This is a genomic window from Engelhardtia mirabilis (genome assembly GCF_007748095.1).
Lineage (GTDB): Bacteria > Planctomycetota > UBA1135 > UBA1135.
In genome coordinates this window covers 440357-463366 of the sequence record NZ_CP036287.1, presented here as the reverse complement: position 1 = coordinate 463366, position 23010 = coordinate 440357, and the positions used below count along the sequence as shown (strand labels likewise).

Below are 23010 nucleotides of genomic sequence, written 5' to 3'. Positions count from 1 at the left end.
CTTGGGCCGGGCCCTGGGCCACTACGCACGTCGGTCAACAGGGGGAGCCGCCACTGGTCCCAGGCGATACGGCTCGATGACCGGAGCTGGTGGGCGCCTCGTCAGCCTCCTGTCCGACCTCCGTGGCGGTGGCACTGGTGAGGAGTCGATTGGGGTTGACCTCTCGCGGCTCAAGAGCGCACCGACCGACTACGCGATTCAGGAAATCGCTCGCGCGATTGCTCCAAGCAATGGTGATCGCGAGCGGATCATCAACGGCCTCCAAGCGGCCCTTTCGCGAGCGCTCGAGGGGAGCGAGGTATTCGAGCCTGAGGGGCTGTCGGAGGACATACTCGTCGATGTGCTCCTCAACTATCTGACCGAGGTCGTGTTCGAGCAGGTAGTTCTCGACTCTGATCACGCCTTCGAGAAGGCCGAGGATCCCGAGGTGAACGTCAAGCGCGAGGGGGAGCTGTTCGAAGTGGTCGAGGCAAGCGTCGACAAGCACCTGCACCCACTGCTTGGTGATAACGTGAGTCAGTTCTCAGCGGACGACCTCGCCAAGCTCCAGCGAGACGCGCTCAAGGAGGTCTGGGAGGAATGGGACGCGGAGGTGCAAGAGTGAAGCTGGTCATCCGATCCGAGAAGACGGCAATGCCCAGCGCCTCGCCGGAGGAGGTCGGCGTCCTGCTGTACAGCGGAGGCGAGCGAGGTCCCGGCGGGCTTGCCATCGCCCGGAACTACGTCGATGAGGTCGCCCGGCTTGGCGCGCCGGTTCCCCAAGTGGCGCTCGACTTCCTGACGATCTGCCTCGGCGTCGTGGCCGCCGATACCTTCGTCCCAAGGAACGATGCCGCTGACGGTTGGGCCCGTGAGTTCGAGCTTGACGTTGCGCTAGGCGACCCCGAGCCCTGGCGGGAGCTGGTCGCGGACCTAGAGCGTGCCTTCGCCTTCTTGTCCGGGGACTCCTGGAGCTTGTCGTTTACGGACGGTGGGCAGGATGCGCCCAAGCCGCGTCGGCGGAGGAAGCGCAACCGGGTTCTCGACCTGCGGGACAGGGACTCCGCATGCCTCTTCTCGGGTGGGCTCGACAGCACGATCGGCGCGATTGACTTGATCGCGGGGGGCCGGGCTCCCCTGCTCGTGAGCAGTGCAGGAAGACTCGACAAGCAGGCTCAGACTGCGGTGAGGCGGCACGTCGGCGCGCTGGCGCCGCAGTTCGCGCTCAACCCTGCTCCGACAACGCCGAGGGGTTTCACGAGGGACGTGTCGATGCGCACGCGCAGCCTTGGCTTCATCGGGCTTGGCGTGGTTGCGGCGTCTGCGGTCGCCGCAGACGTGGGCAGGACGTCCATTGACCTCGTGATTCCGGAGAACGGCCCCATCTCCCTGAACGCGCCCCTCACCTCGCGGCGAATCGGGTCACTCAGCACCAGGACCACGCACCCGTACCTCCTTCGTGCGTTGCAAGAGCTGCTGGACTCCGTTGGCGCGCCCGTGAAGCTCGGCAATCCCTACCAGTTCGCCACCAAGGGAGAGATGGTTGCGGGTTGCAAGGATTCCGCAGCCCTTTCGACCGCCGCCGGCTCGACCATCTCGTGCGGAAAGCTCCAGCGCAAGGCTATCCAGTGCGGCAAGTGCGTCCCCTGCATCTTCCGTCGAGCCGCGTTCCACCATGCCGGGATAGCGGACACCACGAAGAAGGGTTACAGGTACAAAGACCTTTGCCGTGCCCTTTCGGAACCAACGGGCAGGGACGACGTGCTAGCCATGATGATCGCCTGCTCGAATGGCCGAAGAACGCCGCTGCGCCGAGCAGTGATGCTGGGCGGTCCACTTCCGGAAGATGCGGCGACACGCGACCTCATGGTGGACGTGAGCCGGCGAGGGCTGGGCGAGGTGGCATCCTTCCTTCGTAGTCAGGGGCTCAAGTGCTGATCGACTGTCACTGCCACCTGGACCTGTACCGAGAGCCGGCGATCGTTGCGGGATCGCTGCGCAGCGAAGAATGCCTCGTGCTGTCGGTGACGACGACGCCCAGCGCCTGGCGCGGCACGTCAGCACTAGGGTCCGGGATACCTGGCGTGCACACTGGCCTCGGCCTGCACCCGCAGCTCGCCGGCGAGCGCGCGAGTGAACTCGGCCTCATGGAGAGCCTGGTCCCCGCTGCCGAGTTTGTCGGCGAGGTTGGCCTGGACGGGACCCCCGAGCTGAGGCAATCCTGGCCCACGCAGACCAGGCTATTTGACGCGGTGCTCGCGTCGGCCACGAGGGCAGGGGGGCGCGTGCTCTCGATCCACTCTCGCCGCGCCGCTGGGGAGGTGGCAGCACGACTCCAGGCGTTCCCCGACGCCGGGACGCCGATCCTCCACTGGTTCTCCGGCAGCCTGAAGGAGCTTCAGTTGGCGGTGGAGATCGGCTGCTGGTTCTCCGTGGGCCCCGCGATGCTGAGGAGCAAGCGCGGGCGCGGGCTGATCGAGCGAATGCCGCGTGACCGGGTGCTCCCCGAGACGGACGGACCCTTCGCCCGTGACACCTCCGGGCAACCGCTCCAGCCCACGGGTGCTCGCGAAGTGCAGGCAGGCGTCGCGGAGATGTGGGGCGAGCCGGCCGACGTTGTCACCGCGCGGATGGACGAGGGGGCCGCCGTGATCCGTGGTCGGATGCACGAGGTCAGTGCTCCGCTACCGCCTCGCTACCGCTCCTAGCCCTGAACCGGCCAAGCCCTTGGCCCCGCCACCACTTTCGACCGCAGAGCCCCCTCATCCTAAATCGGCGGGTCGTGGTCTCAAATTCCGCCGGCCCCCTACTCGGAATAGGCTCTGGGTTTCGCAATGAGAGTAGGGACGCGGGAACCGCACAGCCTATTGACGCCCCGCCGGCTAAGCGACAGCTGCCGCAAACGATGCGAACAGGTCACCTGGCAGCGGATGCGTCAGCCGCCATGTGACCTGCATGGGGCGTTCTGATTCGTGGCCAACATAGGTGCCCGTGCCGAGGAACCAGAAAGCACGATCATCGGCGCGCAGTCGAGCGAAGAGAAGCACCGTCGTCCCGAGCCTCTCGTGGCCTTGATACCGCATGCCGGTGTCCGAATCGGCGCGAACAACTCCCTGGCTCTCCCAGTGGATCAGGCTCGGGCTGATCGCGTAGTCCTTGTACCGGGTGGTCGGAGAGAACCCACCGCTCGTCTTGTCGAGGGTGAAGGCGAGGAGGTCGGCCTTGGCCTCGGGAACCCAGCGCACGCCTGTCTGCCACGCGGCCACCGTCGCGCCGTCCCCGCCGATGCCGAAGGCGGCCTGGAGCTCGACGCGGGTGTAGCGGGCGTGGACCTGGAGCGGGGCTTCCGGGTGGGTGCTCAGGGGAACGTGGATGTGGTCCACCTGGGCTCGCAGGACGTCGAGGAGCTGCCGGAGCCTTGGGGATCACCCAAAACCGGCCAGTAGTGATCGGGTCAAAAGCGGCCAGTTGAAGGGGTGATCCCGGGACGTTGACGCGGCAGGAGGGCGTGTGCTCTTCGTGCCGGATGGGCAACGTCTTGAAGCACGAGAAGCAAGAGCAGATCCGAGCACTGGGCCGGCTGGGCTGGTCGATGAGGCGCATCGAGGATGCGACGGGGGTGCGTCGTGAGACGGTGAGCCGTCATCTGAAGGCGGCCGGGATCGAAGTCCGGGGGCGGCGTCAGCGGCGCCTGGAGGCCGATTCAAATGCGGCCGGTTGCCCGACCACCGACTCCGAGGCCGATTCAAATGCGGCCAGTTACCCGATCACCGACCCCGGGCCGGATCCAAGAGCGGCCAGTCAGGTGACCACCGACCTCGAGCGGGCGCCGGCTCCAGGCTGGAGTCCGATGGCGAGCCGGTGCGAGGCCTTCCGCGAGCAGATCGAAGCGGCTGTGGCGAGGGGCCGTAATGCGAAATCGATCTGGCAGGAGCTGGTGGACGAGCACGGCTTCGAGGCCGGCTACCAGAGCGTACGGCGCTTCGTGCACAAGCTACGGGGCAGCGTCGCTCGCGAAGCCCACCCCACGATCGTGACCGCGGCGGGCGAGGAAGCACAGGTGGACTACGGCACGGGCCCGATGGTGCGTCACCCCGAGACGGGCAAGTACCGCCGGACACGGCTCTTCGCGCTGACGCTCGGGTGCAGCCGCAAGGCGGTTTGGCTCTTGTGCTTCAAGTCGAGCTCGCAGACGTGGTGCGAGCTGCACGAAGACGCCTTCCGCCGTCTCGGCGGCACGACGAGGACGGTCGTGCTCGACAACCTGAAGGAAGGCGTGCTGAAGCCCGACGTGTACGACCCCGATCTGAACCCGCTATACCGCGACATGCTCGCGCACTACGGCGTCGTCGCGCTGCCTGCGCGCGTGCGGCATCCCGATCGCAAGGGCAAGGTCGAGCGCTCAGTCGGCTACGCCCAGGACACGGCGCTCAAGGGGATGCGCTTCGAGAGCTTGAAGGACGCTCAGGCTCATCTCGATCGCTGGACGGAACGCTGGGCCGACACGCGCATCCACGGTACGACCAAGCGTCAGGTCGCCGCGATGTTTGCCGAGGAGCAGCCGACGCTGCAAGCACTGCCAGTCGAGCCCTTTGGCTACTTCCAGTACGGCGCACGCACGGTCCACCTGGACGGCTGCGTCGAAGTCGATGCCGCTTACTACGGAGCGCCGCCCGGCTGGATCGGTCGCGAGGTCGCGGTGCAGTGGAGCGGTAACTGGGTGCGTCTGCTCGACCTCGGGACCGGCGAGCTCCTGCGCGAGCATCGCAAGAAGCCTCGAGGATGGCGCTCGGTCCATCCGTCGGATCGTCCGGCGAAGACGCCTGTCACGACGCTGCAACTGCTTGCCAGGTCTCGCGGCGCGGGTGCGTCCGTGGGCGCGCTGTGCGAGGAGATCCACAAGAGGCGCGAGCAGGGCGGCGTGCGCCAGATCCAGGGCGTGCTGTCCCTCGTAAAGAAGTACGGCGACGCACCGATCGAGAAGGCGTGCGCCGTCGCCCTCGAGGTCGGCGCTCCCAACTACCGCTTCGTCAAGAAGTGGATCGACCGCAAGCCACCGGCGCCGCTCTCGCTGCGGCAGGTGGATCCGCTGATCCGCGAACTCTCGCTGTACCGCGACCTGATCGACTCCAGAACCGAAACCGGAACCCAATGAACAGGATCGAGATCGACAAGGCCCTGAGGAAGCTGCGGCTCTCGGGCATGGCTAACACCCTGGAGACACGACTGCTCGAAGCCCAGACCGAGCGCATGCCTCCGATCGACTTCCTCTCCCAGCTCGTCTCGGACGAGCTCGAGCGGCGAGGGGATCGACTGATCGAGCGCCGCATCAAGTACGCCCGCTTCCGAGATGCGGATCGAAGGCTCGACGACTTCGACTTCGACTTCAACAAGAAGATGAATCGCCGGCTGGTCTTCGACCTCGCGACCGCTCGCTTCGTCTCGAAGGCTGAGGACGCTCTCTTCCTGGGCCCCCCCGGCACCGGCAAGAGCCATCTCGCCCAGGCGATCGGGCAGGCTGCGATCTTGCAAGGCTGGGCCGTCGCCTACCGCGAGGCCCACGTCCTGATCGAGGAGATGGCCGACGCGACGCTCGACGGCGCCCGCAGCGAGTACCTGGCCAAGATGGAGAAGGTCCCACTGCTCATCGTCGACGACCTGGGCATGCGCAAGCTGCCGCATACCGCGGCCGAGGATCTGCTCGAGCTCATCATCCGGCGCTACGAGCGGACCAGCACCATCCTGACCTCGAACCGGCCTGTCGACGACTGGGGCAAGCTCCTCGGAGACACCGCGGCTGTCACAGCACTGCTCGATCGGCTGCTGCACCACGCGCACGTCCTGAAGTGTGGACCCAAGAGCTGGCGCACTCAGAAGCGGGCCAGCGCAAGAACGGATCAACCCGTGCTTGCCTTGAACGACTGAAATCCGCTAAACCGACACCCGTCCCGGTCGCTCCAACTGGCCGCATTTGACCCGATCACAACTGGCCGGTTTTGACCCGATCCCCGAGGCCGGAGTTCCAGTCGAGCCTGAGGGTGCCCCCAGAGGAGCTGCGCTCCCTCGGCGAGGGTTGTGGAGCGAGTGACAGCTTGGTCAATCATGGAGGCGACCAGCATGCGGAGCAGCCGGCGGCCCTGTTCGTCGAGGGGAGCGATCTCGGGGGGAGTGTCGTTGGCGAGGAGAGCTTGGTAGCGCTCGATCCGCACGAGGTCGTCGACGTGACGTAGCCGGCCACAGGCTCGACGAAGGACATCCTCCACGGGGCCCTCTGGAAGATTCGGTAGACCGGCCTCGGCGCGCAGGTCCGACCAGCACTTGGTCCCCTGATAGACGTCGTCGAGCGCGAGCCCGCTCTCCTCCAGAAACCGGCCCAGCGTGACGTCCTTGTCCGCAGAAGCGGCAGCGATGCGCCGAAGTTCCTCGGCCTTCGCGGCCCAACGGCTCGGCACTGCAGCCTTGATGTTCTCGAGGACGCGCTGGCTCGCGACTGCATCGAGCTCCATGTGGCACCCGGCCGGCAGAAAGGGGAAGCCGCGTTTCACGTGCTCGATCAGTCGCTTGCGGCCGCCCTCGAACAGACCGGCAAAGCGCCGATCGAAGCGAAACTCCTTGCGGTGCTGTCCGACGAAGTCGAGGACGGTGCAAGCGGTCTTCCCCGGACTCCTCCTCAACCCCCGACCGAGCTGCTGCAGGAACAGCGTGGCGCTGTCCGTGGGGCGCAGGAACAGCACCGTGTCGATGGTGGGCAGGTCGACCCCCTCGTTGAACAAGTCGACCGAGAACAGGACCTGCAGGGCGCCGGAGGCGAGGTCTCTGAGGGCGGCCTCGCGTTCGACCTTCGGGGTATCGCCCCAGATGGCGGTGGCTTTGACCCCGGACTCGCGGAAGACACGGGCCATGAACTGCGCGTGCGCGATGCTGACGCAGAATCCCAGGCAGCGGACGCTCGAGAGGGCGTCGACGTGGTCCTGCAACTGCTTGAGGACGAGACGTGCCGACGAGTCACTGGCGGTCAGGACATTGCTCAGGCCCTCGATGTCGTAGCCGTGACCCCGACGCCACGGCACCTCGCGCAGGTCCGTGTTGTCGCTGATCCCGTAGTAGAGGAAGGGGCAGAGCCGGTGTTGCTCGATGGCCTGCCACAGGCGCAGTTCTGCGGCGATGCGGCCATCGAAGTGCTCGAGGACGGAGAGGCCGTCGGCGCGCTCTGGGGTTGCCGTCAGGCCGAGGAGCTCGATGGGCCGGACGAGCTTCAACAGCCGTCGGTAGGTCGCCGCAGCCGCGTGGTGGAACTCGTCCACGATCACGACATCGAAGTGATCGGGGGGAAGGTCTTCGAGCCCGGCGGCGTTGAGGCTCTGGATCGAGGCAAAGAGGTGCTCGAAGGCTCGGGGGCGCCTTCCGCCCACCCACAACTCGCCGAACGCAGCGTCACGGAGTCCGTGCCGAAAGGTCGCCAGACTCTGCTCCAGGATCTCCTTGCGGTGGGCGACGAAGAGCAAGCGAGCACGGGGCATGGCCGCCTTCAGGCGCGCGTAGTCGACGGCGGCGATCACCGTCTTGCCCGTCCCGGTCGCGGAGACCAAGAGGTTGCGGTGATGACCCTGCTGGCGAGCCAGGGCGATTTGCTCCAAGAGCCGTTCCTGGAAGGGGAACGGGTGGATCTCGATCGGGCTGAGGTGGAGCTCGGAGCCCCCATCCCGCCGTTCCGTCTGCTCCTCGAACTCCGCGGCATCGAAGGGGCGGAAGTCGACGCTGTTCCAGTAGCTCTCGAAGACAGCGGCCACCTTCTCCGTCACTGCCGGGTTGCGTGCCCCACTGATGCGCGCGTTCCACTCGAGCCCGGACTGTTGCGCCGAGAAGGTCAGGTTCGAGGACCCCACATAGGCCGTCGTGAAGCCGGACGCCCGGTGGAACAGCCAGGCCTTGGCGTGCAGCCGGCTCGTCGACTTGTCGTAGGAGACGCGGATCTCGGCACCGAGGTCCTCGAGTTGCTCGAGGGCGGCCAACTCCGTCGAGTCCGTGTAGGTCGTCGTCAGCACCCTCAGGCCTCGACCTGCGTCGCAGTGCCCCCGCAGCGCCGACAGCATCGGGCGGATCCCCGTGCGGCGAATGAAGGCCATCACGATGTCGATGCGGTCGGCGGAGTCGATCTCCGTCAGCAGCTGGTGGCCAACCCTCGGCTCGTCGGGGGCGTTCGTGAGCAGGGTCGTGTCCAGCAACGGCAGCAGCGGAGTGTCGAAGGACTCCTTCGTGCCGTCGGGGAGGCGGGTGCAGACGGCGTGCAGGATCTCGCCGGGATCGATGGGACTGTCGCCTTCTGCTGCCTGTCCGCCGATGGCTTGGTCGATAGCCTCCACCAGGTCACGGGCGAGGCGGACGCCCCTGGATACGCGTTCCTTGTCGGGGAGGCCTTCCAGGGCTCGGAAGACCACGCGGCCGATGTGGAAGGCGATGCGGTCTGCCGCCTCCTCCTTCCGTAGTCCGGCGCGCTCGAGCTCGAGGCTCGGATCGAGGTTGCGTAGGCTCTCCGCGATGGCCTCGGTGATGAGAGCCTCGTGCAGCCCACGAATCGGAGCGGTCATGTGCGGGAGTCTAGCTGCTGCGAGCGTCGTTTGCCGAGTTGGGGCATGCCTGCCGGAGTGCCCGAGGGCACTCCTTCCCCGGTCGCGCTGACTTCAGTCCCGGAACACTCTCTCCCCGTGCCACTCCAGGACCTCGGGCGCCGGCCGCTCGTGGACGGCACCTGGAAACACCCGCAGCGGCCTTGCGTCATAGGCGTAGTAGCGGACTCCGTTGTCCCACTCGGCCTTCAGTCGCGTGCTCACGCGCACTTCCAACTCGGGCGTGACCGTCACGTAGCCGCGATCGAAGAGCGTGTGGAACTCCTTGGTCAGCAGCAGGCCGTTCTGGACGTGGTTCGAGAGCGGGCCCAGGTAGGGCTGGATGTGCGCCGCGTCGAGCACGATCTCGGTGTGCTCCCCAGTGATCGCGCAGCGGCGGCCGTAGGCGCCGAGGAGGCGCGAGCGGAAGGTGCCTTGGCCCACGCGGGCTCGGCTGCTCGCGTCGATCAACTCGCGGTCGTCCACATCGAGGGGCGTGAATGTCTCCGCGGCAAGCTCCTCGGGCGTCGTCAGGTGGTCGTAGTGGATCTCGCCCAGAAGCCGGCTCGCCCGGTTCCCGTCGCGCTCGGCCTTGCCCTGGACGATGTTGGGAGCCCAGCCCTCGGCCTCCCCCCACGGGATCCAACGCTCCTGGGGCCAGAAGGCCGCGTCCCTCAGCAGGGTGCAGCCGATGGGTTCACGTGGTGCGCGCGCGTCACCGATCAGGTCGAACTTCCTGTAGCCACCGATTCGCTCGAGGAAGCGAAGCTGATCCGGATCGCCGTTCGCGCGCCCGAAGCTCGCCCAGGCCTGGTCGAGTGAGAGCAAGATGAAGGACGCGAAGAAGCCGTACCCGGCAATCGCGTGGGTCGGGCTCTTCAGGCGGAAGAAGACCGGCGTCCCCGGCGCCAGTTTCGCCATGGGCCGCTTCGCGAGGGGCTGCCAGAAGTTGACTTCGTCTAGCGGACCGTTTCGCTCGCGAGCCAAACCCGCGAGGAAGTTGAACCACGCGCGATCGGTGAGCGCGATGAAGGGAGTGGGCATCGAGGCGGGCACTGTATCGATCAGCCGCCAGACAGAGAGGGAGGTGGCCCCGACTTCGGGTCACGTGGGCTTTCGAATCGGAGCTGCTCTCGGGGGGTCGCGAGAGCCGGCTGATGCTGGGGCTGAAGCGATGTGCGACGAGCGGCGACAGTCGACGTCCGCGGCGGGCACGTGCCCTTGTGGGTCTTGGAAGCCGAGGGCGGCGCGCGCATCGAGTGCCACGTCCCCGCCCACGCCTGGTCGAAGGACTCGATCCGCCACGAAGCTCTGGGGCGGTCGCTCGCGCTCTACCGGATCGTGTTCGGCCAGCCGCGGCAGGATGGCCGGTTGGCGTTCGCGGCGAAGCGGGTGCCGGCGGCGGTCCTGGCCGAGCTGGTCGAGGAGTTGCGCGTGGATCTGGCGCCACGGGGAGCTGGACGCCGGGCTGCAGGCGGCCGGGGGGGCTAGGAAGGGGGTCGGACAGCCCACTAGTAAAGGTTGGCGACCGATGCTTTACTAAGATCCAAGCCATGGAAAGAACCCTTACCAGCGAGCGGTGGGCGTGAAGCGGGGCCCGACAGGCGTGGTGAAGACCGGGCCCTCGCTCGGCGGCGAGGTCGTCCGGGCCTTCGTACCCCACCCCCTCCCGCCCTCGCCCGACCTGGAGATCGACGAGGAACTCAGAGAGCTGCTCGATCAAGCCCACCTCGCCCTCGGCCGGCTCGACGCGCTGTCGACGTTGCTGCCGGACACTGCGATCTTCCTCTACACCTACGTCCGCAAGGAAGCCGTTCTCTCGTCGCAGATCGAAGGGACCCAGTCGTCCCTGTCGGACCTCCTGTTGTTCGAGCTCGACGAGGCGCCCGGCGTTCCGGTCGACGACGTCAGCGAGGTGTCGAGCTACGTCCGCGCCCTCGAGCTGGGCGTTCGTCGGGTCCGGGAGGGCTTCCCACTCGCTGGGCGGCTCCTTCTCGAGCTGCATGCCGAGCTGCTGTCGTCGGGGCGCGGCAGCGAGAAACTCCCCGGTCAGTACCGCACCTCGCAGAACTGGATCGGCGGTCCGCGGCCGGGCGTCGCGGCCTTCGTTCCTCCGCCGCCCGAGGACGTCGCCGCGTGCATGGGCGACCTCGAGAAGTTCCTGCACGACGTGCCCGAGCGCACGCCGCCGCTGATCAAGGCCGCCCTGGCTCACGTGCAGTTCGAGACGATCCATCCGTTCCTCGACGGTAACGGGCGATTGGGGCGACTCTTGACGACGATGCTCCTGGTTCGCGAGGGGATTCTGCGCGAGCCGATGCTGTATCTGAGCCTCTACCTCAAGACGCATCGCGACGAGTACTACGACCTGCTCCAGACGGTGCGCACCGAAGGGGATTGGGAGGCGTGGCTGCGCTTCTTCGTGCGGGGCGTGATGCAGACCTCCGAGGCGGCTGTCTCGACCGCGACGGAGCTGACGCGCTTGATCGAGGGGGACCAGGAACGCATCCGGGGCCTCGGCCGCACGGCTGGCTCGGCGCTTCAGGTCCACCAGGCCCTGTGCCGGTCGCCGGTCCAGTCGAGCCCGTCGTTGGTCGAGCGGACCGGGCTGACCAAGCCCACCGTGAACTCGGTGCTGGAGCGACTCTCCTCGGCGGAGCTGCCCGGCGGCCCGATCGCGCGAGAGTTGACCGGCAAGCGCCGAGGTCGAGTCTTCGCCTATAGCCGCTACCTGCAGATCCTCGGAGACGGCGTCGACGTCGATTGACGGCAGCTCGACTTCAGGCGGCGACGGATCCAGCAATGCCTGGAATCCGCTCGCGGCAGCGACCGCTAGTTTGGACCGACCGCCAATATCCGTCCTGTCCTCGATCCTCGTTGGCTCCCATGACCTCACGCCGAAACTTCCGCTCGCTGGCGCTTGGCGCTTCGTTCGTCGCCGGCCTCTCGGCTTGCTCTGGGGCGGAAAGCCCTCGGCAGGTCGTCGCGACGGCGATCCACCTCGAAGACCAACTGGATACGGCGACGATCGAAGGCGGCGCCGTGAGCGAAGGCCTCGCGCCCGAGCTGCGCTGGAGCTTCGAAGAGGGCTCGGCGGGTTGGCTGGCGCTCCCGAACCACTTCGCCGGCGGAGCGGCCGCGGGGGTGGAGGAACGGGACGGCTCCTTGGCGGTCCTCCTCACGGAATCGACCCGCGCGCCCGAGGAGTCCGGCGAACAGCTCTTCGGCGGCATCTACGTCGACGTGTCCGACTTCGACCTCGACGACTGGAGCCAGGTCGAGGTCGAGCTGCGCGCGACCGGGCCCGTCGAGTGGGTGGGCGTCGGCTACAACGTGCGTGAGACCGGTGGCGACACGCTCGACGAGCAGTGGCCGACCGTCTTCTACGGCGCGGGCACGGACGTGCAGCCCGCCGACGACGTCCGCGTCTATCGCTTCCCGGTCAGCGGTGAGGGCGGTCGGATTCGCGGGTCGATCCGGGAGGTCGCGATCCTGTTCGGTTCCCAGGCGCCCGCGACGGTCGAGTTCTCATCCGTCAGCTTCCTCCCCGCCAGCGCGGTCTACTCCGAGGCTGGCGTCGGCGTGCGGCCGGTCGCTTCCGCCGCCCACGAGGACTTCGGGCCGACTCGGCGCACGCTCTACACCCATACGCCGACGCGTTTGGCCTACGACCTCGCCCTGCCGGACTCGGCACGGCTCGACCTCGCGCTCGGGGCCTTCGGCGCGGCGACGCGGATGCGCGTTGAAGTCGACGACGGGGGCACCGTCAAGACGCTGCTCGACGAGACCGTCGCTCCTGCCGGACCGTGGCTGCAGCGCTCGGTCGACCTCGCGCGCTGGGCGGGACGGGACGTGACCCTGTCGCTCGTGGCCGACGCGGCCGATGCGTCCGCGCCCGGCGTCGCCTTCTGGGCCTCCCCCACCCTTTCCGGCCTCGCGGAGCAGGACCCCGCCGACGCGCCCCAGCCGCCCAACGTCATCTTCTACGTGATCGACGGGGCGAGCGCGGGCTACATGAGCCTCTACGGCTACGACCGGCCGACGACTCCCAACCTCGAGCGCATCGCGGCCGAGGGCGTCGTCTTCGAGCAGGCCCACAGCAACGCGACCTGGACCATGCCGTCGACGGCGTCGTTCATGACCTCGCTCCACCACAGCGTGCTGGGCGGGCTCGTGAACGACACCAACCCCATCCCGCCCAACGTCAAGACGATGGCGGAGCACTTCCACGACGCCAGCTTCCACACGGGCGTGTTCACCTTCAACCCCAACGCGGGCGCCCGCTCGGGGCTCGACCGCGCCGTCGACGTGTTCCGCGACTTCGGCCACCGGGGCAGCCCCTTCGACCCGATCGAGGCGATCTCGTCGGAGATCCTGCACGCGCAGTACTGGGACTGGCGCGAGGCCTACCCCGGGCCCTACTGGGTGCACTTCCAGACCACCGACGTGCACCCGCCCCACCACCCGCCGGCGCCGTTCGCGGGGCGTTTGATCCCGGCGACGGAGAGCGAGGCCATCGCGAGCCAGATCCTCGGCATGCGGTTCCCGTTCAACCACACCTCCGCCAGCGTGCACGAGCACTGGCAGGGACAGTTGGCGAGCAAGGGCATCGACCCGCTGCCCTTCTACCGGGCCATGCAGGACGCCCACGACGAGGCGATGATGTACCAGGACCAGCGCCTGGGTGAGCTCGTCGCCGAGCTGAAGTCGCGCGGGGAGTGGGAGAACACCCTGCTGATCATCGGCTCGGACCACGGCCACCCCGCCGCCAGCTACCCGCGCTTCGGGCGCGGGCAGCTCGACCCCCAGCCGCCGGCCTGGGAGGGCGCGCTGCTCGGGGAGTTCGAGTCCCACGTGCCGCTGATCTTCATCTGGTCGGGGCACATCGAAGGCGGGCGCCGGGTCGACGCGCCGGTGTCGATGATCGACGTGCTGCCGACGGTGCTCGAGCTGGCGGGGCTCCCGGAGGCGCTGATCGCTCAAGGGCGTTCGCTGGTGCCCGCCCTGATGGGCGACGACAGCTGGACGCCGGAGCCGGTGGTCTTCGACGAGTTCCGGATCGACGGCGACGGCTCGGTGGTCGGCAACCTCGAGGTCCTCGACGGCCGTTGGGGCGAGTCGCTCGAGATCCGCTCGGGCGACTCCGCGACGTCGCCGGCCCTCGGGCGTCACCCCGCGCCGGCGGGCGGGCGCTGGGCGGCCCAGGACTTCGCCGACGTGCCGCGCCTGTTGCTGTACGACGTCGAGGCCGATCCGCTGGCGATCCGCAACGTCTCGGCGCAGCACCCCGAGCATGTCGCGGACGCGCGGCAACGGCTGTGGCGTCTGTGGGAAGAGCACCAACTCCTCGCGGCGCGCTTCGAAGCGGGCGAGGAGGCCGAGATGTCCGACGAGCAGCTGGAGGCGCTGCGGGCGCTCGGCTACTCCGAGTAGGCCCGGGGGCTGCTCACCACCAGCAGGCCCGAGTCACAGCTCGATCGACCCGCCTCGGTCGGCGCCTCCCGGAGACGGCGACCTCGAGCCGGCCCCTCTACTCGAACGTCACGTCGACCAGGTTCGTGAAGCTCGGCCCGCTCGCAGCGTTGGCCACGGCCTGCAGCCGGACGGTCAGGCCCTGGAGAGCGGGGTCGGTTGGAAGCGGCAGCGCGACGGCGCCCGTCCCCGCGGCGTCGGTCGCGCCGGAGGCGAGGACGACCAGCGGGCTGCCGAGCTGCAGCACGTGGGCGTAGCCCGGGATCGCGATCGGCGGCCCGGGGTCGAGCGACCAGGCGACCACGAAGGGCCCGGCCAGGCCCGCGTCGAAGGACAGGGTCAGCGTCCCTCCGAGGGGCGCGGGTCCGGCGAGCAGCGCGGGGTAGCGGCGGGCCGCGCCGGCGGCGTCGAGTGAGCCGAACAGGTCGACGAGCCCGAGGTCGAAGGCGCCGGGGGCGCTGGCTCCCACCGTCAGCTCCAGCGCGCCCTGGCCGAGCGGCTCGAAGGCCACGGCGGCGCCATCGACGGTGGCTTCGACCACGAAGCCGAGGCCGGCGCCCGCGACGGTGAGGCCGCCGGCGAGCGCGGCGTCGAGGCCCGTGACCGCTTCGACGGCCAGGTCGGTCGTGCAGACCGCGCTGGTCGCAAGGCCCGGGTTCGTCTGGCTCACTGCCACGAACTCGCTCCACGCGGCGGGCTCGACGGCGAGCACCGCGCGCAGCCAGGGGACGAGCAGGTCGAGGACGAGGGCGCGCTGTTCCGCGCCGCCGAGCGAGGTGGAACAGAACAGCTCGCCGAACTCGCAGGCCGAGGTGGCGCTCGCGAACTGGCAGTGCGATCCGCCGAGGAGGGTGATCCAGCTCTTGCAGCTCGACGCGGCGGCGCTCCACATCGCCTGCTGCTGCGACGGCGGGGTCACGCAGTCGTCGCCGCCCGACAGCATCAGCAGCGGCTGGGTGACCGAGGCTGCCGCCGCTTGGGCCGAGGGGTTGGTCTCCGCCGCGGCCAGGTTGCAGACGGCGGTGAAGGTGTCGCCCTGGGCCGCCGCCAGCAGGCTCGCGCCGCCGCCCATCGAGTGCCCGGCCGCGGCGGCCCGGCCGCTCAGGGCCTCGAAGAACAGCGAGGCCGGATCGGCCCCGTCCGCGGCCAGGCCCTCGGCCACGGTGAGGAAGTCCTGGGCGAAGTCTCCGTGGTCCGGGAACAGCTCGCCGCCGGTGGTCAACATCGCGACCACGAAGCCCTCCGGCACCAGCCCGTCGCGCAGGTAGCCGTAGGCCGAGGCAGGCATCACGAAGCCGTGGCCGAAGACGACCAGGGGGTGCCCGCCGGGCACGGCGGCGACGGGCGTGCCCTCGCCGGCGGTCGTCGCGGGGTAGTAGACCTCGGCGGTCGCGACGCCGCTCGGGCCGGACCAGGCGCCGGAGACGTGACCGATGGCGAAGGGGGCGTCGGCCGGGAGGGCGAGCAGGAGGGACAACGGCTCGATTCTAGGAGCCGGCTCGGCCCTCTTGGTCCAGCTGCGGCGAGAGTCGGCCGGGTGGTCATCGGCTCTTCATTCGCGGTCTGAACCAGCGCCCGGTCCCGCACTCCCTGCGGCAGGAGACCTCCGATCGGCAGCAGCTACCGATCGACGAGGATCCGTCACCGCGTGTGCGACACCGCGCCCCGCTCGTCCTACGACCGCAGGATGCTCTCCATCCTGTTGCGAGGCAGGAGGGTGGGGCGCGGTCGAGAGCTCGATTGTGCCGATGACGCGGCCTTCAACGGGTACCTCGATCGTCGATGCAGCAATTTCTGCCGGATCGATGTCGGTCCAGGAGCGCGCTCTCGGGATTCGAGGTGTGGCGACCCTCGCAGGCGGATCCGCTCCGCGACCTGCGCCCCCGGCTCGCCCTCGTCGCACCCCCTGACCGACAGAGCCCATGCGAACCCCGACCATCTCGACCCTGTGCGGGAGCCTGCTGCTCCTGCTCCAGGCGGCCCCCGCCGACGCGGGTGGCTCGACCATGCACCTGAGCCAGGCGACCCACGCCCTGACCCTGATCGAGGACGCCGGGCTGCAAGCCCTGTTGGCCGACCCGACCAACCTCAACGCCTACCTGAACGGGGTCAACTTCCCCGACGCCTTCAACATCCCGCCGGCGTCCTGGTACTACCTGGCCGACGACGCCCACTCGGCCTGGTTCCTCACGCAGTACGCGGAGCGGGTGCGCCAGAACCCCGGTGACGAAGTCCTGCTGTCGCACTTCCTGGGGACCATGGCCCACATCGTGGGTGACTGGCGCTTCGACCGCTACTTCCTCACGCGCGTCTCGCGGCAGTGCTGGCCGGAGAACGTCGCCGGGCCATGGCCGGAGTGGGCGCAGGAGTGGACCGATCAGGACCTCGACTGGCTGCTGGCCTGGGAGAACGTCCTGTTCGGCTTCGCCGCCAAGCCGGTCTCGTCCTTCGTGCCCTACGACGTCGGCCATGTGAAGTTCTTGGGCGACGTCTCGGTGCTCGAGACCGCGTTCCCGGGGTCGACCCCGATTCCCTGGCCGATCCTCGGATCGACGGTCGAGACGACCTTCGACTACGTGCAGAACGAGTGGGCACTGGCGATCGTTGCGAAACACTCGTGGTGCTACGACCAGGACGTGCTCTGGAAGATCGGCCTGGGCGGCACCGACGACGGCGGCCGCGCGATCGCTGAGTGCATCAACCGCACCTGGAAGATCCTCCAGCAGGACCACAGCCCGGTCTTCGACCAGTACGGCCCCTGGCCGACGGTCGAGTTCTCCGTCTCCGACCCGCTCGAGGGCGACCTGGCGATCCAAGAGATCGCGGCCTGGATCGACGGTCCGGACCACGTCTCCGAGGTCGCACTCGAGGACAACCGCATCGTGGCTCTCGAGGGCCGCCCCAACGGCGTCCAGCGCCTGCTCGAGCTGAACGGCGAGGTCGACGGGATCTGGTCCACGACCCTGACCACGTCCGACGGCGTGGCCAAGTTCGCCCTGGACGGCGACCGCACCCTCGTCCTGCTGCAAGACGGTCAGCTCATCCTGCGCGAGAACGCCCTGGCGGCTTGGGAGACCCTCGGCAGCCAGATCGCCGACTTCGACGTCGACGGTGACCTGCTGGTCGCCCTCGTCGGCGCGGTCGGCGCGGTCGATGACCTGCCGACCACGACCTATTCCAACGTGCTGCAGGTCCGGGACCTGAGCGCCGGTGACGGCTGGCACCAACTACTGGTCGGCGTCGACCAGTTCCGCCTCGAGGGCGACCGGGTTGGCGTGTTGACCCGCCAGATCGTCAGCGGTCGCGTGCTCGAGCGCCTGCGAGTGACCGAGGACGCCCTCTCCCCCACGCCCCTGTGGACCGACGTCTGGAGCGACTTCCACCCGCCGGCCCAACCGATCGACGTCAGCTTCGAGCTCGACGCCGAGCGCATCGGCCTGCTCGTCGACGGGACCCTCTCCATCGCCGACGGGAGCCTCGGCAGCGCCTTCGGGCAGGTCGCCACGGATGTCGCGCAGTTCGAGCTGGCCGGCAACCACGTCGCTGCGCTCGGGCACGATCAGGTCCTCTCGGTGCGGACGGGCGACGGCTCGTTCGTGGCCATCCACGACCAGGTCGCGACCATGCAGCTCGCCGGCAGCAATCCCGACTGGAACGCCGCGCCCTGGCTCGCCTACACCCTGACCGACGGCCGGCTGTTCACGAACCGCGACTTCAAGGACCCCGGTACGGGCAGCTTCCCGACCAGCCGCCTGCAGGCCGCGCCCGCCTTCGGCGTCCCCGTCTCGGCCTACTCGCTGGGCCTGACCAGCCCCGTCTCCTACGGGCTCGAGGGCATCAAGCTGATGGACCGGCTGGTCGTGCTCACCGACGGCCAGCTCTCGTTCCAGGAGCTGCCGCCCTACGCCCCCAAGCCCAACGCCCCCATCTGGATGTCGGCCTCGGCCGGCGTGACCGCGAACTGGGTGCAACTCAACTGGGACTGGGTCGGCGCCGGGCCGAATGACTACGTCGCACTGTTCGACCAGGACCCCTACGCGGTCGGACCCGACGGCTACCTGCCCCTCCAGTGGCAGTGGGCCACCCAGGGACCGTCCTGGGAGAGCCTCACGAAGTGGAAGGCCGGCTACTACATGGCCTACATCCACGAGGACCTGAACGGCGTGCGCAAGATCGTCCACACCGCCGGCCCCACGCAGGTCGCCCTCTCGAGCGTCGTGATCGAGAAGTACGACGGCGTCACGGGTGACTGGGTCTGGCTCGGCTGGACTGTCGACTTCAGCACCGCCGGCGATCGGGACTTCGTCGCCATCTACGACCACGACCCCATGGGCGGCGACCCGGACGCCCACCTGGTGAATCAGTGGCAGTGGGCCACCTCCGCCACGCCGTGGGCCAGCAACACCCCTTGGGCAGCCGGCTATTGGATCGGCTACGTGCAGGAGGACGTCCACGGCAACCGAGCCGTCCTGGCCAGCAAGGGCCCGACCCAGGTCACCGGTGTGGACGTCACGATCTCCAAGTACGCGGGAGTGCTGGACGACTACGTCGCCTTCTCCTGGTCCGTCACCGATCCCGGGGCGAGTGACTTCGTCGCCCTCTACGACCACGACCCGACGCAGGGCTCAGTGGACGACTACCTGATCGGTCAGTGGCAATGGGCCACGGACGGGCCGGTCTTCGTCAGTGGCAAGTCATGGGGCGCCGGCTACTACTCCGGCTACGTCCAGCAGGACGCCCTCGGCAACCGCACGCTGCTCGACACGGCGGGGCCGACGGTCTGCTCGACCCCGCCAGCAGCCAGCGTCTCGATGACGATCTACTCTGGGGTCTTCTTCTACTACATCACGCTGAACTGGAGCGTCACGAACCCCGGACCGAACGACTACGTCGCGCTGTACGACCACTACCCGACGACGGTCAACGGCTACTTGGCAGGTCAGTGGCAGTGGGCCACGAACGGCCCCAGCTGGGTCAGCGGGACGGTGTGGGCCAGCGGCTACTACATCGCCTACATCCACGAGGACGACTGCGGCAACTCCAGCATCATCGCGGTCTCGGGCCCGCTCTGAGCCATGCGGTGTCGCACTCCTTGCGCAGGCAGTGCGACACCGCACGCGAGGTACGGCGCCGCCCGCCAGGCCCTTGCGGCGCGAGCAAAGGGAACGGGGGTGGACCTCCATCGACGGTCGTGCCAAGTAAGAGAAGTTGTCGGCAGTCCGCGAGGCCGGGCCGCGTCGCACGACCCCTATCTGCAGATTCTCGGCGAGTGCGTCGAGCTCGAGTGGGCGGTGCGGCGCGTGGGCCGAGTGGCACTCGCTCGTTCGGCCGCGTCGCTACGGGAGACCGAGCGCCCGCCGTAGCTTCTCGCGCGGCGGCTCGACCGGTCCGTGGGGCGTCCCGACCGTCGGCAGGGCGCGAATCCAGCGCTCCACGACGATGCGGCCTTCGGCCGTCCGCACCAGCTGACGGGGCGATTGGCTCCCGAGGGCCGGGATGGGCTGCTCGAGTTGTTCGAGGTACTGCCGCTCGAGCAGCTGCTCGACGACGGCGCTGAGGTCGGCTTCGGCGTCCTCGACCATGAATCCGCGTTCGAGCTGCACGTCGTCGGGCGCGGTCACCGGCGGCCCCGCCCCCTCGAAGCGCGCGCCCGCCGATCGCTCGAGCCAGACCTTCGCCCGCTCGAGACGTCGGCGCGACATGACTTCGACGACCAGCTCGGCGCCGATCAGGTCCAGGCGGCCCAGGACGATTTGCCCGCCGTCTCCTTGGACCGCGTCGTCGAGCCAGACGAAGTGCCCGCCGCCCTCGTCGACGACGTTCTCGTCGGCGACCAGCGCCGCCTCGGTGGCCGCGGGATCGTCGCAGTGAAACCGTGCGACGAGGGCCTCGCGCGGGTCGCCGTCGGTCGTCTGCAGCGTGGGGGAACCCCGCCGGGCGTCGAGCCACAGTCGGCCGAACAGGTGCGCGATTGCTCTCACGCTCTTCGGATCGGTGTCGAGCCCGGCGTCCCCGAGCGTCGCCAACAGCCGAGCAGTCTGCGCAGGACCGACGACGGGGCCGCTGATGATCGGCACCAGCCATTCGCCCAAGCGGACGAGGCGCAGGGGCAGGACCATCCCGACCCGCGCGCCGCCCGAGAGCGCGGCGTCCTGGACCTCGTACTGGCCGCCGAAGAGGATGTCCTCGACGTCGATCGACTCGCCGGGCACGACGGCTTCCACGCGATAGAGCGAAAGCCGTGAGTCCTCGTACGCCTCGAGGATCGAACGGTCGATCGCCTCCAGGCCCCGCTTGGCGAGCAGCTTCTCACAGCGCGTGCGGCTGTGTCGATTCGCGCGGAAGTCGAGGAAGAACCAGGTGATCAAGGACGGCTCGACGGCACCGGGCGAGTAGCCGGCGAAGGCGTCGCGCGCCTCGTCGGTCCCGCCGAAGAATCGTTGCAGGGCACGGGGACCGATCTCGCGCGCGCACGGCTCGATGTAGCGCGCGATCACGGCGCGCTCGCGGGCCTTCCACGACTCGACGTCGTCGGGCGGCAGCTGTGCGAGGACCGAGGTCACCACCTCGAGATGCGCGGACATCTCGTCGAGGAGCTCGGTGACATCCTTCGAAGGCGGGGCCAGCCGTGCCGTCGCCCCGAACGCGCGGAACGCTTCGGCCGCCAGGTCGAACGTCACCGGGTCGGCGAAGGTGATGGTCCCAGGCGCCACTGGCCGACCGTAGGCCTCGGACGAATTCGCGATGGCGGAGCGGAGCACGGCCAGGATGCCCGCTGCGTCGCCCGACCGAATGGGATCCGACGCGAGGAGGATCGAGCCCTCGTCGTCGGCAACGAACGCCAGGTCGACCTGGTCGGACACGCCGTCCGAGTTGATCGCGGCCACATGGCAGCCCGCGAACCAGGCGAGGTCGGGGTCCAGCTCGATCGTCGGCTCAATCGACGTGAGGTCGGCGAGTCGGGGCGGCTCGCGGCGGGGGGGATCGGTCAAGTTCCGCGCGGCCTTGGGGCCGAGCTGCTCGAAGTGGACCTTCCATCCGGGTCGCTCGCCCTCGCCGGTCACCTTGAGGACCAGGACCCTCGAGCGCGCGGACCGCAGGGGTCGCGGGGTCAGTTCGCCGGCGCGATCGGCGTCGACGATCGCGCGCACCGACGCCAAGAGCTTGCGGGTGTCGGACGCGCTGGGGGGGTGCAGAACGTCCCCACCGGGTCGGCGGACGCCGACGAAGGGCACGAGCTTCTCACGCCGTGACTTCACTCGGCCCCGCTGGAGCCATTCCTGAAAGCGCCGGGGCAAGCTGCTCCAGCGATCGACGGTGACGGACAGGAGTTCGCAGTCGAGGAGGTCGAGTCCGCCCTGACTCTGGGCACCCAAGACGCGCAGCAGCTGCTCGAGCGCGTCCGGACCGCTCGTGAAAACGATGCCGTAGTCCCGGCCGTCGTGCCCCATCACCGCCGCAGCGAGCGGATCTTCCCCGCCCGGGAGGTGCACGACGAAGAATGCGTCGGGTTCGATCCGCTCCCACAGACGGCGGGCGTGCAGCTCGGTCGCTGCTCGCACCAGCTCCGCGATCAGGCGAGCTTGCATGCCGTCAGTATGACGTATCCCTGTAAGGAATGAGAAGGAGGGCCCCGCTCGGAGTCAGTGCTCTCGAATCGGGCCCGCCCTACGAGCGCAGGATGCTCTCCATCTTCTTCCCGCGCGCCAGCTCGTCGACCAGCTTGTCGAGGTAGCGAACCTCCTGGGTCAGGCGGTCCTCGATGTCCTCGACGCGGTAGCCGCAGATCAGGCCCGTGATCTGAGAGGCGTTGGGGTTGAGCTTCGCCTGCTTGAAGAACTCCTCGAAAGTCGTTCCCGCGGCGATGTGCTTCTTGATCTGCGCCTTGGTGAAGCCGGTCAACCAGGTGATCACCTCCTGCAGCTCCGCTTCGGTGCGGCCCTTCTTCTCGACCTTGTTCACGTAGAGCGGGTAGACGGACGCGAAGTTCATCTGGGCGATCCGGTCACGGGTGGTCTTGGGAGTCATCTTGGTCTGTTTGCCCTGATTCTGAGTGGTGCGAGCCTGCGCGGCAGCCTTCCGAGCGGCGACCGTCGCGCCGACGACCGGCCGCCGACCGCTTCCGATAGCCTCCCGTGCGCGCCGGTCGGGCGCCGCGTGGCCGATCCGGCCAATCGGCTACGACCGTAGCGCCTCTCTTCCCAACTGGGGGTCGCGGATTCGCGATCGCGCGGCGTGCGTCAACATCGGTCCTAAGACGGACACCTGAATCCGATCGGCTCGTCGAGGTGTTCTTCTTGCCGGACCGCGTCGGATGCCGCACCAAGACCCCACAATCGCGCAGGAGCGGCTCGTCCACCAGGCCTTCCTGGGGCGGCTGGCTATCCACCTCGTCGGGGAGGATGCGGACGACCTGGCCCAGGAGGTGTGGCAGCGTGCGCCGGAGCGTCTCCCTCACCAGCGGTGCCCCATCAAGGCCGCCGGCTGCGCGGCTGGCTGGCCCGGTTCGCGCGCAACTTGGCGGCCAAGCGCTGGCGTGGTGAGGCGCGGCGCAGGACTCGAGCGGAGCGCCCCGCGGGCGAGCGACCCGCGGGGGAGGATCTCGAGGCGCGCTTCGAGCCGCGCGAGGAGCTGGTCGCCGCCGTCGACCGGCCTGCACGAGTCCGACCTGCGTCGCGTGGCGCGCGTGTTCGTCCGACTGGCCGAGCTGGGGCACCTGATCGTCGCCGCCGAACACCGCACGCCGCTGATCGTCGCGGCGGACCAGCGCATCGAACTCGGCCCCGGCAGCGGACCCGCGGGCGGCCGGCTGGCGTCGTTTCACGGACCCGACGCGCGGCGCTGGAGGGAGGCCGACGCTCTCCACTCCGGCACTGCGACCCGCAGCCGAGGGACTGACGTCGAGGCGCTGTGAGCCGCCGAACGCGACGGGGCCGGCCGCGATCCAGGATCG

14 protein-coding genes and 2 pseudogenes are annotated in these 23010 nt (G+C 68.8%); 10 read left to right on the top strand and 6 right to left on the bottom strand.

The window, feature by feature from the left end; genetic code table 11:
* Positions 1-76 precede the first annotated feature (76 nt).
* The 3 genes from Pla133_RS01740 to qatD are packed head-to-tail and all read left to right on the top strand — an operon-like array spanning position 77 to position 2687.
* Positions 77-604 carry a hypothetical protein gene (locus tag Pla133_RS01740; protein WP_145061761.1) on the top strand — a complete coding sequence of 176 codons (528 nt, stop codon included), beginning with the start codon at positions 77-79 and terminating at the stop codon, positions 602-604.
* Positions 601-1917, top strand: a complete 1317-nt coding sequence (qatC, locus tag Pla133_RS01735) for a Qat anti-phage system QueC-like protein QatC (RefSeq protein ID WP_419192026.1) — start codon at positions 601-603, stop codon at positions 1915-1917. Before Pla133_RS01740 ends, qatC begins: the two co-directional genes overlap by 4 nt.
* Positions 1911-2687 carry a Qat anti-phage system TatD family nuclease QatD gene (gene qatD, locus Pla133_RS01730; protein ID WP_145061757.1) on the top strand — a complete coding sequence of 259 codons (777 nt, stop codon included), beginning with the start codon at positions 1911-1913 and terminating at the stop codon, positions 2685-2687. Before qatC ends, qatD begins: the two co-directional genes overlap by 7 nt.
* 174 nt (positions 2688-2861) lie before the next feature.
* On the opposite strand, the pseudogene Pla133_RS01725 reads toward qatD, so the two are convergent.
* Positions 2862-3395, bottom strand: a pseudogene (locus Pla133_RS01725) (DUF3427 domain-containing protein); the annotation flags it as partial.
* 110 nt (positions 3396-3505) lie between these two features.
* On the opposite strand from Pla133_RS01725, the gene istA reads away from it, so the two are divergent.
* Both istA and istB read left to right on the top strand, forming a co-directional pair.
* A complete protein-coding gene (gene istA / locus Pla133_RS01720; protein WP_145061410.1) occupies positions 3506-5134 on the top strand; it encodes an IS21 family transposase in 1629 nt (542 codons plus the stop codon).
* Positions 5131-5904, top strand: a complete 774-nt coding sequence (gene istB / locus Pla133_RS01715; protein ID WP_145061753.1) for an IS21-like element helper ATPase IstB — start codon at positions 5131-5133, stop codon at positions 5902-5904. Before istA ends, istB begins: the two co-directional genes overlap by 4 nt.
* 92 nt (positions 5905-5996) lie before the next feature.
* On the opposite strand, the pseudogene Pla133_RS01710 reads toward istB, so the two are convergent.
* Positions 5997-8567 (bottom strand): annotated as a pseudogene (locus Pla133_RS01710) (DEAD/DEAH box helicase family protein); the annotation flags it as partial.
* A 93-nt stretch (positions 8568-8660) separates the two neighbouring features.
* Positions 8661-9629 (bottom strand): HNH endonuclease, encoded by a 969-nt coding sequence (locus tag Pla133_RS01705; protein ID WP_145061749.1) that lies wholly within the window; start codon positions 9627-9629, stop codon positions 8661-8663.
* Between the two features lie 177 nt (positions 9630-9806).
* Between Pla133_RS01705 and Pla133_RS01700 the strand changes: the two genes are divergently transcribed.
* The 3 genes from Pla133_RS01700 (at position 9807) to Pla133_RS01690 (ending at position 14018) form a co-directional block, all read left to right on the top strand.
* Positions 9807-10076, top strand: a complete 270-nt coding sequence (locus tag Pla133_RS01700; RefSeq protein WP_145061746.1) for a hypothetical protein — start codon at positions 9807-9809, stop codon at positions 10074-10076.
* 94 nt (positions 10077-10170) lie between these two features.
* Complete coding sequence (locus Pla133_RS01695; RefSeq protein WP_145070701.1) at positions 10171-11352, top strand: Fic family protein; 1182 nt, start codon at positions 10171-10173, stop codon at positions 11350-11352.
* Between the two features lie 119 nt (positions 11353-11471).
* Positions 11472-14018 carry a sulfatase family protein gene (locus Pla133_RS01690; protein WP_419192025.1) on the top strand — a complete coding sequence of 849 codons (2547 nt, stop codon included), beginning with the start codon at positions 11472-11474 and terminating at the stop codon, positions 14016-14018.
* Between the two features lie 97 nt (positions 14019-14115).
* On the opposite strand, the gene Pla133_RS01685 is transcribed toward Pla133_RS01690, so the two are convergent.
* A complete protein-coding gene (locus Pla133_RS01685) occupies positions 14116-15534 on the bottom strand; it encodes a poly(ethylene terephthalate) hydrolase family protein (protein ID WP_145061742.1) in 1419 nt (472 codons plus the stop codon).
* Positions 15535-15979: 445 nt separating this feature from the next.
* Between Pla133_RS01685 and Pla133_RS01680 the strand changes: the two genes are divergently transcribed.
* On the top strand, positions 15980-19129 hold the full coding sequence (locus Pla133_RS01680) for a hypothetical protein (protein WP_145061741.1): 3150 nt from the start codon (positions 15980-15982) through the stop codon (positions 19127-19129).
* 264 nt (positions 19130-19393) lie between these two features.
* Here Pla133_RS01680 and Pla133_RS01675 read toward each other — a convergent pair whose 3' ends face one another.
* On the bottom strand, positions 19394-21646 hold the full coding sequence (locus tag Pla133_RS01675) for a DUF7986 domain-containing protein (protein ID WP_145061739.1): 2253 nt from the start codon (positions 21644-21646) through the stop codon (positions 19394-19396).
* 79 nt (positions 21647-21725) lie between these two features.
* Positions 21726-22085 (bottom strand): DUF2200 domain-containing protein, encoded by a 360-nt coding sequence (locus tag Pla133_RS01670; protein ID WP_145061737.1) that lies wholly within the window; start codon positions 22083-22085, stop codon positions 21726-21728.
* A 658-nt stretch (positions 22086-22743) separates the two neighbouring features.
* Between Pla133_RS01670 and Pla133_RS01665 the strand changes: the two genes are divergently transcribed.
* Positions 22744-22971, top strand: a complete 228-nt coding sequence (locus Pla133_RS01665) for a hypothetical protein (RefSeq protein ID WP_145061735.1) — start codon at positions 22744-22746, stop codon at positions 22969-22971.
* Positions 22972-23010 lie beyond the last annotated feature (39 nt).

Coding starts and splice junctions, on each gene's coding strand:
- Pla133_RS01740 (WP_145061761.1), top strand. CDS start 77: ATGACCGGAGCTGGTGGGCGCCTCGTCAGCCTCCTGTCCGACCTCCGT.
- istA (WP_145061410.1), top strand. CDS start 3,506: ATGGGCAACGTCTTGAAGCACGAGAAGCAAGAGCAGATCCGAGCACTG.
- istB (WP_145061753.1), top strand. CDS start 5,131: ATGAACAGGATCGAGATCGACAAGGCCCTGAGGAAGCTGCGGCTCTCG.
- Pla133_RS01705 (WP_145061749.1), bottom strand. CDS start 9,629: ATGCCCACTCCCTTCATCGCGCTCACCGATCGCGCGTGGTTCAACTTC.
- Pla133_RS01690 (WP_419192025.1), top strand. CDS start 11,472: ATGACCTCACGCCGAAACTTCCGCTCGCTGGCGCTTGGCGCTTCGTTC.
- Pla133_RS01680 (WP_145061741.1), top strand. CDS start 15,980: ATGCGAACCCCGACCATCTCGACCCTGTGCGGGAGCCTGCTGCTCCTG.
- Pla133_RS01675 (WP_145061739.1), bottom strand. CDS start 21,646: ATGCAAGCTCGCCTGATCGCGGAGCTGGTGCGAGCAGCGACCGAGCTG.
- Pla133_RS01670 (WP_145061737.1), bottom strand. CDS start 22,085: ATGACTCCCAAGACCACCCGTGACCGGATCGCCCAGATGAACTTCGCG.